We start from the raw sequence: 13,162 nt of genomic DNA, 5'->3' as shown, positions 1-13,162 counted from the left end.
GAATTGATCATCATATTTTTTGTACAAAGCATCTATGTCTGTTTGTGCACCATCTCCAACCCCTTCTAGCAAGTAGCCAAGCATCTCCGCAACAAGAGAATCGTCTTGCATGCGAACACGGTCGCGTGTGGACAGAATTGAAAACTGCTCCCACAGTTTGGCCCAGTCCGTTGATGCCTTTCTAACATACCATTTAAGTTCCCCTTGGTACTTCGCGTGGCGCTTTTCTGCAGGGTTGAGTGCGACGCTGTAAGAGTTCAAGCGAGAGAAAACCTCAAGTACATCGGTATCACTTGAGTTGAGCAACTGGTCGACGGCAATCGGATATCCGAGGAAGGCTTCCTGCAATTCAGGAGCGAGAGTCGAATATTTGGCCCCTACAAACTCACCTGCACGCTTTGTCAGCGCGAACTTGTCGTCAGCGAACTCGATGATTGCCCGCAGGCGCTGTTGCCCATCCACTACCTCACGCACCGTTTTCTTAGTGGCGACGTCAATYTTGGTACGCAGGTACACCTTTGGAATTGGTAGCYTGCGCAGAACGCTATCGATTAGGTAGGAGCGAGCAGCGGGTGTCCATACGCTTCCGCGTTGGAAGCTCGGATTCAGCTCCAGGCGCTTCTCCTTGTGCCAGTCAAGGAAGTCCGCAATCCGATACTGTTCGAGTAGAGACGGCATTTCTGGCCCGGTTTGTTGACTTTGTAGTCTAGTACGGCGCATCGCCCTCTTCGGCGCTTTCGCTGCGCTACGCAGGAGGTCGGCGATCTGCTCAGCGCAGCGGCGTGTCGCGCGACGTTTCGCTGGGGGGATGAATGCTCAGCAGTGCTCGATAGCGCCCTGGCACAGGTTCGCGTCCCATCGATCGCGACCGGATCCTTGCGCGGATGTCCCGGTCTTGCGGCTTTGCGGAGCGCGCGGAGCACGGCGACCAGATTATTTGGAATTCGCGTGTCAAGCACCGGGCTAGACTGACAGCAAACGCGCGTTCTTTGGAATGCCGAATCGCGCGCAAACCCGCGYCAATGCTCACTCCGCGCATCGGCCTGTCACGCCGGGGGTCGCGGGTTCGAGCCCCGTCCACTCCGCCAACAAAAAGCCCTTGCAGCTCAATGAGTTGCAAGGGCTTTTCCGCTTTCTGGGTCGGCGGGCTGGTGTGATCCACGCCAGCCGATTGACGGAATATGCCCGGGGGCTTCCTTGGGCTCTTTGACTACCCCCGACGCACGCCATCGTCGACCACCACTTCGCCGTCTTCCTTCGTGAACGGCGGCAATTGGGCCACGGGGAGCAGCGCGAGCACCTTCTCCGAAGGCCGGCACAGCGCCGTGCCCAGGCGCGAGACGACGATGGGCCGATTCAGCAGGATGGGATGCCGCTGGATGAAGTCGATCAACTCTTCATCCGTCCAATGCGGTTCATCGAGCTTCAGTTCGGCGAAGGGTGTCCCCTTCTCGCGCAACAGCGCGCGCACCGGCTGGCCGGTCGCGGCCACCAACTCGCGCAGGCGATCCTTCGTCGGGGGTGTCTTCAGGTACTCGACGACGGTGGGTTCGAAGCCGGCATGCCGGATGAGCGCGAGCGTGTTGCGCGAGGTCCCGCAGGCAGGGTTGTGATAGATCGTGATGTCATCCATGGTGGTCGGGCCTTGCCGGGTCTTGAGCCAAGGGTGTGTCGGGTCCGAGCCAGCCATGCAGGGCGAGCGCGACTCCGGCGCCGGCCAGCTCTGCCGCGATGAACGCGGGTGCGCTGGGCGGCGAGATGCCCGCGAAGGTGTCGCTCAGCATGCGCCCCACGACGGCTGCCGGGTTGGCGAACGATGTCGACGCGGTGAACCAGTACGCCGCGCCGATGTAGGCGGCGACGGCGGCGGCAACGCGAGACGGTGGTGTTCTCAGGATGACGATGAGCAAGCCGGCGGTGGCTACCCCTTCGGCGAGCCATTGGCCGGGCCCGCTGCGGACCTTGGCAGATACCTGCAGCAGCGGCAGGTCAAACATCGCGTGAGCGAGCCAGGCTCCGGCCATCGCACCCAGCAGTTGCGCGCAGCCATAGGCGATGAGGTCGAGCCGGGGCARTCGGCCGAGGGCGGCCATCGCCAGCGACACCGAGGGATTGAAGTGCGCACCGCTTGTCGGACCGAACACCACGATCAGCACGTACAGGCCGCCGACGGTCGCCAGCGCGTTGGCGAGCAACGCCAACGCGACATTGCCGCCGGCCAGGCGCTCTGCCATCACGCCGGAGCCGATCACGACGGCCAGCAGCAGGCCGGTTCCGATGAACTCGACCAGTGCGCGCCGGGGCAGGCTTTTCATCTCGCGGGCAGCCAATCAGCAGCACGCCGACGGCGCAGCGGCGACGGGAATGCCCACCGGCTTCCCGCGCGGAGCGGCGTTCGCGCAGCATGCAGCCGCCTCGGACGCCTCGACCTTCGGCTTCTCGCTGAACACCGGGATGTTGCCCAGCGTGCGGAACTGCTCCCACGCGATGCCTTGCGGGTCGGTCACCCAGTACTTGTCGCTGCGCGCATAGCAGCAACTCGTCTCGCCGACATCGAGCAGCGTCATGCCGGCGGCCTCCGCGCTCGACTTCAGCGCGGCGAGTTCTTCCTCGGTGTCCGCCTGGATGCCGAGGTGGTCGACACCGGGGGCGCTGCCGCGCGTCGAGATCGCGAAGTTGATGCGAGGATCCTCGATCATCCACTTGGCGTAGTCGCTCTCGACGCGGGTCGGCTCCGCGGAGAACATCTTCGAATAGAAGGCGATGCTCGCCTGCAGGTCTTGCACATGGGCATGGACGTGAAATCGCTTCATTGCGGGCTCCTGGGGGTGGGTCAACATCCGCACCTGGCGGACTCGGGCGGCACCGCGCAGGCCTCGCCTGCGCAGCAGTTCTCGGTGAGGAAACCGATGACGCCGTTCATCTGGTCGTACGCGGCGCGGTAGACGAGGTGCCGGCTGACGCGCTCCTGCGTCACCAGTCCCGCGCCCATCAGTTCCTTGAGGTGGAAGGACAGCGTCGTCGGAACGGTCCCGAGCCCTTCGCTCATCACGCCGGGCGTCAGGCCGCTCGGGCCGGCGACCACCAAGGCGCGGAAGACCTCGAGTCGCAGCGGGTGGGCCAGCGCGGCAAGCGCTCGAATGACGGCTTCTTGTTCCATGAGCCGACTATACGAGAAATATGAAACAGTTGCCACGTTCCCGGCGCCGCGACGTGATCGCCGACCGCCACAGGGGCAGGCCGACCTGGACGCGCTCGCCTCGGTCGTCCGGGCCTGCCTCAAGCAGCCGGTCGAGGCTTCAGCTCATCGTCGCCGGCTCGGTGTCGGCGCGCGGCCGCAGCGCGAGCGACAGCAGCTCGTCGAACCGGTGGTACGCGAGGCTCGCACCGGCGACGAAGGCGCTGCCCTGCTCCTCGGAGACGCGGGCCGAGTCGAGCGCCTGCGCGAGGCTGCGCCACGCGCGCGTGCGGCTGCCCAATGGTGCGAGCAGGTGCCGCCCGCCGTTCGTCTCGTCCAGGCCCAGGTGCTCGCCGAGGTGCTGCGTCTGCGCCATCAAGTCCAGGCTCAGCATCAGGCCCTCGCTCGCATGCACCCAGCCCAGCGCCTCCATCAACCCGAGGCCGTGCGTCGCCGGTGCCGGCGACGAGCGCGGGTGGGGCGGCCAGGCCTCCAGGTCGTRCAGGTCGGCCTCCATGCGGCTCGCGCGCTCCGCATCGGCCAGGCCGGGGTCGGGGATGACCTGCCAGACCTCTTCATCGGCATACAGCCGCCGCACGTCGCCCAGCATGTGGTACTGCACCGTCAGGAAGCCGGCGTAGTGCTCGGTGGTCTTGAACGGCTCGATCAGGTTCAGGCCATCGCGCAGGTAGTCGTGCAGGAAGCCGGCGTCCTCGCTGAGCCGCTGCGTCAGGGTCCGGCGCGACGGCTGCGGCACGATCGGTGCCGGCACGGTCGGAAACTGCAGGGCGATGTAGGGGTTGTGCATGGGCGCGCGCGGCTCAGTGGTTGGCATGCCGCATCGGCTGCGTGGGCGCGAAGCCGTGCTCGGAAAGCGTCTGCTTCGGCGCCGGTGAGCGGCCCTGCGCGTGGGCCTGCGCTTGCGCCTGGGCCTGCGCCAGGCTGTGGGCCGCCTCGCGCAGGTGCTGCTTCGCGCGGGCCTCCTTCAGCTCCCGGGCCTGCTTTGCGAAGCCGGCCTGGAAGCGGCCCAGCTCCTTCTTGTGCCGGCGCTCCACCTGCCCCAGCACGATCGATACGCGCTGCGACACGCGCTTCATCTCGCGTGCCCGGCCGAAATGCCAGCCGGCGGCCACGCCGGCCGCGAGGAACACCGCCGCACTGCCCAGCCAGATCAGCAGCTCGATCATGCGGGTTCTCCTTGCGAGCGGGCCTCCTGCGCAGGCAAGGGCGCCCGGCGCAGGTGGCGTTGCCCCGAGTTCGCCTTGCGCCCCGGCGCATCGAAGCCGCCCAGCCGGGCGCGGTACTCGGCCGGCGTGCAGCCGACCTGGCGCACGAAGGCGCGGCGCATGCGCTCGTCGTCGACGAAACCGCTCTGCGCCGCGATCGCCTTGATCGACACCGGCGAGGCCTCCAGCAGGTGGCAGGCGCGCTCGACGCGCAACTGCTCCACCACCTTGGCCGGCGTCTGCCCGGTGCTGCGCACGAAGAAGCGCGCGAAATTGCGCGGGCTCATGCCGGCGCGCCCGGCCATGTCGGTCACGGTGGTGGGCTGGCTCAGCCGCGTCGCGACCCAGCCGAGCAGGTCGGTCAGCATGCTGTCGGCACCGCGCTGCGCGAGGCGCTCCTGCAGGTTCAGCAAGGTGCTGCGCTGCGCCTGGCTGCCCGAGCGCGCCATGAACACCACCAGCTCGCGCGCCACGTCCAGGCCGATCTGCGGGCCCAGGTCGGCCCGCACCAGCGCGAGCGCCATGTCGATGCCGGCCGTCATGCCGGCGGCCGTCCACACCTTTCCGGCTTGCACGTAGATCGGGTCGTCGTCCAGCTGCACGCGCGGATAGCGCGTTCTGAAATCGTCGCCATGACCCGCCAGCGTGACCGCGCGCTTGCCATTCAACAGGCCCGCGGCGGCCAGCAGGAACGAGCCGGTGCCGATCGAGCCGACCCGTGCCGCCTTCGGTGCGACCTGGCCGATCCAGTCGATCAGCACGGCATCGCGCAGCACGGGCCCGATCTCCGGGCCGCCGCACACCAGCAGCGTGTCGATGCCGGCCGGCGTGAGCGTCTCCAGCGGCGCCGTCTGCAGCGCCAGCCCCGACGAGGTGCCGACCAGGCCGCCGCGCCGCGAGACGCTGGTCACGCGGTAGGCCGGTGGCCGATCGGCGCGTGCCAGCACGGCATTGGCGACGGTGAAGACTTCGGCCGGACCGGCCACGCTGACGATGCTCGATCCGTCCGGCACGAGCACGGCGATGCATCGCACATCCGAGATGGCTTCCATTTTTTTGACCCCCTGTCCCAACTTTGTTGCTGTTCGTAACTGGTTCTATCTTCTCCGGCTAGTGTGGGATCTGACTGTGCAATTTTTTGCACATCGACCTCCCTTGGCGCGAATGGAGGTCGTATTGGCCTGAACCGATGGATGGGTTCTCCCGCGAGCCGTCAAGTCATCGTCTTGCGGACGGCTTCAGGCGCGTCTTCCCGGGTGTTGATTTCGACCAGCAGGCCGCCCGGCGCGACGCAGAAGAAGCGCGTGCCGCGCGGGCTCTTGACCAGCTCGACCTGCATTTCGATGCCGTCGGCCTTGAAGCGCGCGTACAGCGTGCGCACGTCCTCGGCGGTCGGCAGCTCGAAGCCGATGTGGAAGTTGTGCGGCCAGTCGACCTCGAAGCCCTGCGCCTGCTCGAGCACGATGTCGAAGCCCGGCCGCTTCAGGATGTTGTAGCCCGGGTGGGGGCTGCTGGTGGTGCAGCCGAGCCGCTGCTCGAAGAAGCGCGTCGTCGCGGCGAGGTCGTTCGAAGGGAAGCTCAGGTGGTTGAGCTTCATCGCGGTGGTGATGTCGTTCATGGGGCGATGCCTCGTGGTGAGAAAGGAGGGCATCGTAGGAAGCGGGCGCCATTCGCTCTACTCGCATCGGCGCCCGGGCGGCAGCCTCGGGCCGCGCAGGGGGCTCAGCGGGGACTCGCGATGTCCGACTCGCTTTCGGGGCCGTCGGCCGCCAGCCGCAGGTAGCCGAAGACGGCCGCCTCGACGAGCCGCCGCAGCCCCGCCTCGTCGGTCTCGCCGCGCTCGCCGGCGCCGTCGACGATGCCGCGCACGATGGCGCCGACATCCGACACCGCCAGCTCGTGGTCGCGCTGGCGGGGCAGGTCGGCGCGGCCCAGCAGCTCGGAGACCACCGCGCGGAACGCCCCCTTGCTCACCGCGGCGCGCAGCTCCGGGCGGCTCTCCTCCACGTCGAGCAGGCGTGCCAGTTCGGGCCGGCGCAGCTGCTGCGCCACGGCGGCGGCGATCAGCACGCGCAAGGCCGCGCTGCCGTCGGCCTGCTGCAGCGCGGCGTGGGCCTCGGCGTGGAAGCGTTCGCCTTCGCGCTGCATCAGCCCGAGCGTCAGCGCCTCCTTCGACGGAAAGTATTGGTACAGCGAGCCGATGCCGACGCCCGCGCGCTCCGCCACCGCATTCGTGTTGAAGCCGGCCATGCCGCGCGCTTCGAGCACCTGCGCCGCGGCCTCGAGCAGCGTCTCGACGGTGCGCTGCGAACGGGCCTGCCGGGGGGCCTTGCGGGGTGTCAGGGACGGGGTGCGGGGCATGGGGGTGGATTCTCGCGCGCCGTAGGCTATGCTGCGCCGAGCTCAGCCATCAAGGATGTCCATGACCCGCCTGACCACCGTTCGCGCCGCCTGCCTGTCTGCGCTGTCGCTCCTGGCCCTGGCCACCACGCTGCCCGGCCATGCCGAGAGCTTCGCCTCCTCCGCATCGAGCGCCGGCTCGGCCTCGTCCGGCAGCGTCTCCGACTCGATCAAGGGATCGAGCAACAGCTCCAAGCGCGACAAGGAAGTGGCCGAAGGGCAGTACCGCGTGATCGACGTGGCCGAGGTGGCGGAAATCGCCGGCCGCCCCGCGATGATGCAACTGACGCTGCGCGCCACCGAGGCGGGGGCCGAGCGCGAGTTCATCCTCGAACTGCCGCGCCAGGCACTGGCTGCGCGCCCGCTGGGCACCGGCGACCTGGTGCAGGCGAACCAGCGCCCCTACGGCTTCGAGTTCGCGCGCGTCGACACCCGCGAGGCCTTCTTCCTCGTGCTGACCGACGACTGGCGGCGTGACCTCGATTCGCGCGTCGTCACGCTGTGATGCGGCGGTGAGGCGCAGGCGCGGCCGCCGTGCGGTCGTGGCCGCCGCGCTGGTGGCGGGGCTCGTCGGCGCGGTGCAGGCCGCCAGTTCGTCTGCCAGTTCCCCCGCCAGTTCACAGTTCTGTGATCGCCCCGCGGCGATCAACGCCGGCCAGCAGGACAAGCTGCTGCGCTTCGCCGCGCTGGTGCGGCAGCAGCTCGACRCCTCGGGCCGCAGCGTGGCGGTGATCTCGCGGTCGGGACTCGACCTGAGCCGCTTCGGCCTGCGCTACTCCCACGCCGGCATCCTGCTGAAGGCCGATGCCGGCGGCCCCTGGTCGGTGCGCCAGCTCTACTACGCCTGCGAGGAATCGCGGCCCCGGCTGTACGACCAGGGCGTCGCCGGCTTCCTGCTCGGTGCCGACCGGCCGTCGCTCGGCCATGTCTCGATCGTGCTGCTGCCCGAGGCCGAGGGCGCGTCGCTCGCCCATGCCTCGCAGGATCGCCGGCTGGCGCTCGACCTGCTGGCGGCGCGCTACAGCGCCAACGCCTACGCGTTCAGCACGCGCTACCAGAACTGCAACCAGTGGGTGATGGAGCTGCTCGCCGGCGCCTGGGGCGGCCTCGATGCCGCGAGCGTCACGCGCGAGCAGGCGCAGCAGTGGCTGCAGGCGCAGGGCTATGCGCCGGCGCCGGTCGACATCGGCTCGCATGGGCTGCTGTTCGCGGCGCAGTTCGTGCCGCTGCTGCACGTCGACGACCACCCGCTCGACGACCTGTACGCGCTGAAGCTGCACATCAGCACGCCGGCCGCCGTCGAGGCCTTCGTGCACCGGCAGCTGCCGCAGGCCGAACGGGTGGAGCTGTGCCACGACGAGCGCAAGGTCGTCGTGCGCCGCGGCTGGCAGCCGCTTGGTGCGGGCTGCGAGGCGGCACCGGGCGACGAGGTGCTGGCGTTCGACTGAAGTTCGACTGAAGAGCGCGGCAGCCGGGGGACGACGCGGTGCTTCGCATTTCCCGCCCATGGCTTCGCTCGAGCGGGACGATCCGTGTCGACGCCAGGCGAATACTGAATTCCTCATTCACTCCAGAGGAAAGGAATTCACCATGCCAGACTACGGTCGCGTCGGGCCGCGCTACGGCTCGTACTCAGGGGGTTCCAGTACCCAGCCCCGCGACATCCCGGCCCGCTCGCGTGGGCCGGCTGGCGATTCATGGGGGGCGTCGCCGCCGCGATCGGGGGCGATCGGCATCCCGGGCGGCGGCGGCCGTCGCCGGCGCGACAGCTTCGATTCGATCTCGTCGGGCGACGAGTCGGACGGCGGCTACCGCCGCCCGAGCGCGTCGACGATGGCGCCGCGGCGCGACCTGCCGAACCCGCAGGGCTACCGGACCTACCACCACTCGACGCGCCGGCGCGACCGCGACAACATTGCGGCCCAGGGGCTGTATGCGGGTCATCATGCAGGCATCGGCGACCCGGATGGCGGTGAGGCCTGCACCGACGGCGTCTACGTCGTCAACCCGGGCCGGCACATCCCGGACAGCCGGGGCGGTACCGTGATGGTGGTGTCGTCGCAAGACCCGTCGCATGACCGCAACTACCGCGGCCAGGCAGGCGTGTTCCTGCAGCCGCACGTCCAGCCGCTGCGCAATGCGCGGTATGGCCGTGGCGGCGTCCAGAACACCTACTCGGCGGTGTTCCCGATGACGCCGTATACCGCCGGCGGGGCGGCCGCGATGATTCACCATCACAACCCGGACATGGATCTTTCGGGGGAGGACGCGGCCGGCGCGATGTACTCGCAGTTCAACCAGGATTTCCCGATGCATGCGCCGCATCCGGAGGATCCCGGCCAGTACTACACGCCGCACAGCCAGTATCAGCAGACCTTGGCGCCCAGCAGCGGGCCGAGCGGGTATGCGGAGCCGGTCAGCAGCGTCAGCTACAACACGCCTCCGCAAGGGAGCTTCTATCCGTCGCAGCGCCATCACGACGATCCGCTGTACTACGACTCGGATCATTGAAGTCGCCGGACAGGGAATCCCGCTGCCATCGCCCTGGCGATCGCGAACCTCGCTGCGCACGCCGTGACGCCGGCGGAGCTCGCCGACGGCGCGAGCTACCGCGGCGAGTTCGCGTTCGATTCGGCGCACCTGTTCGGGAATCTGGTCAACAGCTGCTCGTAGGAACCCATGAAGAACGGGCGCGCGGCCGCTCGCATGCTCGTCGGTCACTTCAATCTTTTCCCCCCAACAAGAGCGGTGGGTGTTGAGCGGCGGGTGAGGGGATGGGYTGGGGGCGACTTCTGAGGCGACGGAGAAGATCGGCTTYRGGGRTGGCGCGCGCCAGCGCGCTTCGTGGACTGACTCATCGACACTGTTTGACCACAGCGAGCGAAGCGAGCGGCGGGAGTTTGGCGATGCACCCCTGAAGCCGAGCTTCTTCGTGGAGTCGGCCCGCCAGGGCCGACCGCCGAAGCTGAGCCCCCAGCCCAKCCCCTCACCCGCCGCGACGCGCGCCCCGTCGCACCCAGGCCTACGTCAATCGCTGCGTGATCGTGCGTGCCACCCGTTCCGGCGCGTCCGCCAGCAGCGCCGGCCACCGCGCACGGGCGCGCTCGCGCGTCTCGCGCACGATGCGCCGGAAGCGGTTGAAGGCCAGCAGCCCCGCTGCCTTGGCCAGCGCCTCGGCGGCGTCTTCGCCCCAGGCCCGCAGCGATTCATCCATCTTGCGGTTCTGCGCCAGCGCGCGCGGGTCGGCCGGGTCGAAATACGCGGCGACGCAGACCATGTCGTAGGCCGGCGCGAGCCGCGGGTGCACGCCGTCGGCGTACACCAGCGCCCAGTTCTTCGAGTGCGCATCGGTGTTGCCCATCAGCGCATACGCGGTCCAGCGGCGGAACACCTCGTCGAGCTCGTGCACATCGCTGGCCGGGGACTGCTTCAGCAGCACCAGCAAGGCCCGCATCGCGGCCGGCAGGTCGCGGTACTTGCGGCGGCTGTCGATGCCCAGCGCCTGCGTCAGCTCCTCGAAATGCACGCGCTGCGTGCGGCCGTCGAGCAAGGGCCGGCGGTCGAAGCGCGGCACGTGCAGGTAGTGGCTGAACGGCAGCGCGACGCCGGGCAGATCGAGCTCGGCCACCGGCCGCGCGCTCGCGCCGGCGGTTTGCACACCCACCGCCTCGGCCAGCCGGTAGCAGCAGGCCTCGTTGTGCACCAGGTCCGGGTAAGCCGTCGACGGCAGCTTCACCAGCACCTCGCCGGCCTCGGTGCCGCTGCGCACCACGTAGCGCGCGCCGCGGTGCACCATCGAGAACTTCGTGACGAAGCCGCCGAGCGAGAAACCGTCCTCGACCGGCGCCGCCACCGCCGACGGCTGCAGCGGCTCCAGCCGCTTCGTCGCATGCAGCTCGACCACGCCGGTCGGCACCTCGTGCGCCGGCAGCACCTCCAGCGCGCCGGGCAGGTCGTGCCCGGCCGCCGCCAGCAACTCGAACTCGTCGTCGCGCTCGACGCCGCGCCGCTCGGCCAGCCGGTCGCGGTTRTGCCCCTCGGGCAGCATGTTCTCGAAGAACACCGGCAGCCGGCCGATGCGCACCAGGCGCTCGTCGTTGACGGCACTCAGGATCGCACGCGTCTGCGCCTCGCCGGCGCCGCGGTACAGCTGCGACAGCGTCGGCCGCGCTGCGTCGCCGACGTAGGCGTCGTCGAACGAGACGCGGATGTTGTCGCCGACCTGCGAGAGCCAGCCGATGCGCCGCGGCTGCGCCGCATCGGGCACGTGCAGCCGCAGCTCGGCCATCGTGATCGGGTCGCTGCGGCTCACGAGGGCGCCTCGCCGTCGTCGTCGTCAATGTCGGCGTTGGCGTTGGCGTCCTTGCCGACGCGGTACTGGAACGCCTGCTGYCCGACCCCGAGCGGCGCGCTGACGCCCGCCGGCAGCGACACCGACTGCCCCTGGTTGGCGATGAACGCGACCGTCTCGGCCAGCAGCGGCTTGGGCACCGGCACCAGCACGTAGCCGAGCTCGTCGAACAGCGCCGTCAGCGTCGACAGCCGCGCATCGGCCTGGCCCTCGGCCGCGGCCACCGTCAGCCGGCTCAACCCGGTGCGCTCGGCCAGGCTCACCAGCGAGCGGCCGCCGGCGCGGCGCAAGGCCTTCAGCTGGGCCGGCAACGAAACATCAGTTTGCATGGCAAAGCAATCATTTTGTTCAGAATGACTGCTTCACTATACATTGAATGGAAAACCATGCAAATCAGGCTGGATGTCTGGAAAACCAGGCAGGCGGCTTCAGCACGCCGGTCGTCAGGCTGGTGCCGAGCAGGATCACCGCGCAGCCCAGCAGCATCTGCGGCGTCAGGCCTTCGTGCAGGAACAGCCAGCCCCACAGCACCGCGAACACCGGGATCAGGAAGGTGACCGACAGCGCGTTCGCCGGCCCGATGTGGGCGATCAATCGGAAGAACAGGATGTACGCGATGCCGGTGCAGCCGACCGCCAGCAGCGCGGCGGCCGACCAGGCGGTGGCCGACGGCATCGCCGCGGGCCACCACACGAGCGCCGGCACCGCCAGCACCAGCGCCGACGACAGCTGGCTGCCGGTGGCGACCGCGAGCGGCGGCACGCCGGTGAGGAAGCGCTTCGTGAAGCTGCCGGAGAAGCCGTACAGCAGCGTCGCCGCGAGGCACGCGAGCACCGCCCAGCCGCTGCTCGCGCCGGGCTTGAAGCTCGCCTTGTCCCACGCGAGCCACAGCACGCCGAGGAAGCCGATCGCCAGGCCCAGCGTGCGCGCGGGTGTCAGCTTGTCGCGCAGCCAGCCCCAGGCGATCAGCGCGCCGAACAAGGGCGTGGCCGCGTTGAAGATCGACGACAGCCCGGCCGTGATCGACAGCGCGGCGTAGCTGAAGCACAGGAAGGGCAGGGCCGAGTTCGTCAGGCCGACGATGAAGATCGGCCGCCAGTGGGTGCGCAGTGCGCCGCCCTGGCCGCGCAGCATCAGCAGCGGCAGCAGGAACAGCGTGGCGCCCCAGACGCGCACGGCGGCCAGCGCGACCGGGCCGAACTCGGCCGCACCCATGCGCATGAAGAGGAAGGACGCGCCCCAGATCGCGGCGAGCCCGGTCAGTTCGATCCCGTCGGCGCGCTTCAAGACGTGGCCTCGCGCAGGCCCGGGACCCCGTCAGCGCCTTCGAGCTGCAGCAGCGCCTGCTTGCGGTGCAGCCCGCCGGCATAGCCGGTGAGGCTGCCGTCGTGGCCGAGCACGCGGTGGCACGGCACGATCACCGACACCGGGTTGCGCCCGACCGCCGCACCGACCGCGCGCACCGCCTGCGGCGCGCCGACCTCGCGTGCGATCGCCGCATAGGTGCAGGTGCCGCCGGCCGGGATGCGCAGCAGCGCCTGCCAGACGATCTGCTGGAACGGCGTGCCCTGCAGGTCCAGCGGCAGCTCGAACTGCGTGCGCCGGCCGGCGAAGTAGTCGCGCAGCTGCTGCGCGGCTTCTTTCAGCAACGGGTCATCGGGGTCGTGCGGCACGGTGGGCAGGTCGCCCGGATGCGCCTTCTGGCCGTCGAACCACATGCCGGCCACGCCGTTCGCGGTGCGCGCGAGCAGCATCGGGCCGAGCGGCGAATCGAATGCGGCCTGCGCTACGCAGACGGCCTGCAGGCGGCGCGACAGGGTAGCGGGCGTGCTGGAAGTGTTCATGGTGTTGCTCCGGAAGAGGAAGGAACAGGTGAAGAGAGAGCTGGAGGAACGGGTGCCAGGCTGTTCCACAACCTGAGCACCGCATACGAGCGCCACGGCCGCCAGGCCTCGGCGCGGRCATCGGCCTCGCGCTGGTTCTGCGTGCCGAACAGGGCCTTCATCG

The 13,162-nt window shown here is 69.1% G+C and carries 17 protein-coding genes; 3 read left to right on the top strand and 14 right to left on the bottom strand.

What is annotated here, in order from left to right:
- From AC1D12_RS10760 to AC1D12_RS10715, 10 genes are all read right to left on the bottom strand, one after another.
- On the bottom strand, nt 1–678 hold a 678-nt coding region (locus tag AC1D12_RS10760), incomplete at its 3' end, for a DUF262 domain-containing protein (protein ID WP_477840375.1).
- A gap of 532 nt (nt 679–1,210) precedes the next feature.
- Nucleotides 1,211–1,633 (bottom strand): arsenate reductase (glutaredoxin), encoded by a 423-nt coding sequence (gene arsC, locus AC1D12_RS10755; RefSeq protein WP_465114485.1) that lies wholly within the window; start codon nt 1,631–1,633, stop codon nt 1,211–1,213.
- Nucleotides 1,626–2,315, bottom strand: coding sequence for an aquaporin (locus tag AC1D12_RS10750; protein WP_477827457.1), 690 nt, complete (start codon nt 2,313–2,315; stop codon nt 1,626–1,628). Before AC1D12_RS10750 ends, arsC begins: the two co-directional genes overlap by 8 nt.
- A gap of 15 nt (nt 2,316–2,330) precedes the next feature.
- Nucleotides 2,331–2,813: an ArsI/CadI family heavy metal resistance metalloenzyme gene (locus AC1D12_RS10745; RefSeq protein ID WP_477827456.1), complete on the bottom strand. Its 483-nt coding sequence runs from the start codon at nt 2,811–2,813 to the stop codon at nt 2,331–2,333.
- A 20-nt stretch (nt 2,814–2,833) separates the two neighbouring features.
- Nucleotides 2,834–3,160, bottom strand: a complete 327-nt coding sequence (locus AC1D12_RS10740) for an ArsR/SmtB family transcription factor (RefSeq protein WP_477827455.1) — start codon at nt 3,158–3,160, stop codon at nt 2,834–2,836.
- 139 nt (nt 3,161–3,299) lie between these two features.
- Complete coding sequence (locus tag AC1D12_RS10735; protein ID WP_477840373.1) at nt 3,300–3,986, bottom strand: biliverdin-producing heme oxygenase; 687 nt, start codon at nt 3,984–3,986, stop codon at nt 3,300–3,302.
- 13 nt (nt 3,987–3,999) lie between these two features.
- Complete coding sequence (locus tag AC1D12_RS10730) at nt 4,000–4,365, bottom strand: hypothetical protein (protein ID WP_477827454.1); 366 nt, start codon at nt 4,363–4,365, stop codon at nt 4,000–4,002.
- Nucleotides 4,362–5,456, bottom strand: a complete 1,095-nt coding sequence (locus AC1D12_RS10725) for a GlxA family transcriptional regulator (RefSeq protein WP_465114492.1) — start codon at nt 5,454–5,456, stop codon at nt 4,362–4,364. The genes AC1D12_RS10730 and AC1D12_RS10725 overlap by 4 nt, the downstream gene beginning before the upstream one ends.
- Nucleotides 5,457–5,617: 161 nt before the next feature.
- On the bottom strand, nt 5,618–6,022 hold the full coding sequence (locus tag AC1D12_RS10720) for a VOC family protein (RefSeq protein WP_465114493.1): 405 nt from the start codon (nt 6,020–6,022) through the stop codon (nt 5,618–5,620).
- 104 nt (nt 6,023–6,126) lie between these two features.
- Nucleotides 6,127–6,765, bottom strand: coding sequence for a TetR/AcrR family transcriptional regulator (locus AC1D12_RS10715; protein ID WP_477840370.1), 639 nt, complete (start codon nt 6,763–6,765; stop codon nt 6,127–6,129).
- Nucleotides 6,766–6,826: 61 nt separating this feature from the next.
- On the opposite strand from AC1D12_RS10715, the gene AC1D12_RS10710 reads away from it, so the two are divergent.
- From AC1D12_RS10710 to AC1D12_RS10700, 3 genes are all read left to right on the top strand, one after another.
- Nucleotides 6,827–7,309, top strand: a complete 483-nt coding sequence (locus tag AC1D12_RS10710) for a hypothetical protein (RefSeq protein ID WP_465114495.1) — start codon at nt 6,827–6,829, stop codon at nt 7,307–7,309.
- A complete protein-coding gene (locus AC1D12_RS10705) occupies nt 7,278–8,252 on the top strand; it encodes a DUF2145 domain-containing protein (protein WP_477840368.1) in 975 nt (324 codons plus the stop codon). Before AC1D12_RS10710 ends, AC1D12_RS10705 begins: the two co-directional genes overlap by 32 nt.
- Nucleotides 8,253–8,394: 142 nt before the next feature.
- Complete coding sequence (locus AC1D12_RS10700) at nt 8,395–9,315, top strand: hypothetical protein (RefSeq protein WP_477840366.1); 921 nt, start codon at nt 8,395–8,397, stop codon at nt 9,313–9,315.
- Nucleotides 9,316–9,826: 511 nt separating this feature from the next.
- On the opposite strand, the gene AC1D12_RS10695 is transcribed toward AC1D12_RS10700, so the two are convergent.
- From AC1D12_RS10695 to AC1D12_RS10680, 4 genes are all read right to left on the bottom strand, one after another.
- On the bottom strand, nt 9,827–11,116 hold the full coding sequence (locus tag AC1D12_RS10695) for a type II toxin-antitoxin system HipA family toxin (protein ID WP_477840365.1): 1,290 nt from the start codon (nt 11,114–11,116) through the stop codon (nt 9,827–9,829).
- The gene (locus AC1D12_RS10690) at nt 11,113–11,484 is read right to left on the bottom strand and encodes a helix-turn-helix domain-containing protein (RefSeq protein ID WP_477827679.1); all 372 of its coding nucleotides are present in this window, start codon (nt 11,482–11,484) and stop codon (nt 11,113–11,115) included. Before AC1D12_RS10690 ends, AC1D12_RS10695 begins: the two co-directional genes overlap by 4 nt.
- 64 nt (nt 11,485–11,548) lie before the next feature.
- Complete coding sequence (locus tag AC1D12_RS10685) at nt 11,549–12,442, bottom strand: DMT family transporter (protein ID WP_047511301.1); 894 nt, start codon at nt 12,440–12,442, stop codon at nt 11,549–11,551.
- The gene (locus tag AC1D12_RS10680) at nt 12,439–12,999 is read right to left on the bottom strand and encodes a methylated-DNA--[protein]-cysteine S-methyltransferase (protein ID WP_477829440.1); all 561 of its coding nucleotides are present in this window, start codon (nt 12,997–12,999) and stop codon (nt 12,439–12,441) included. The genes AC1D12_RS10685 and AC1D12_RS10680 overlap by 4 nt, the downstream gene beginning before the upstream one ends.
- Between the last annotated feature and the right edge of the window lie 163 nt (nt 13,000–13,162).

Source organism: Rhizobacter sp. P1_G5 (genome assembly GCF_056405435.1).
This window is presented reverse-complemented; position numbering and strand designations above follow the sequence as displayed.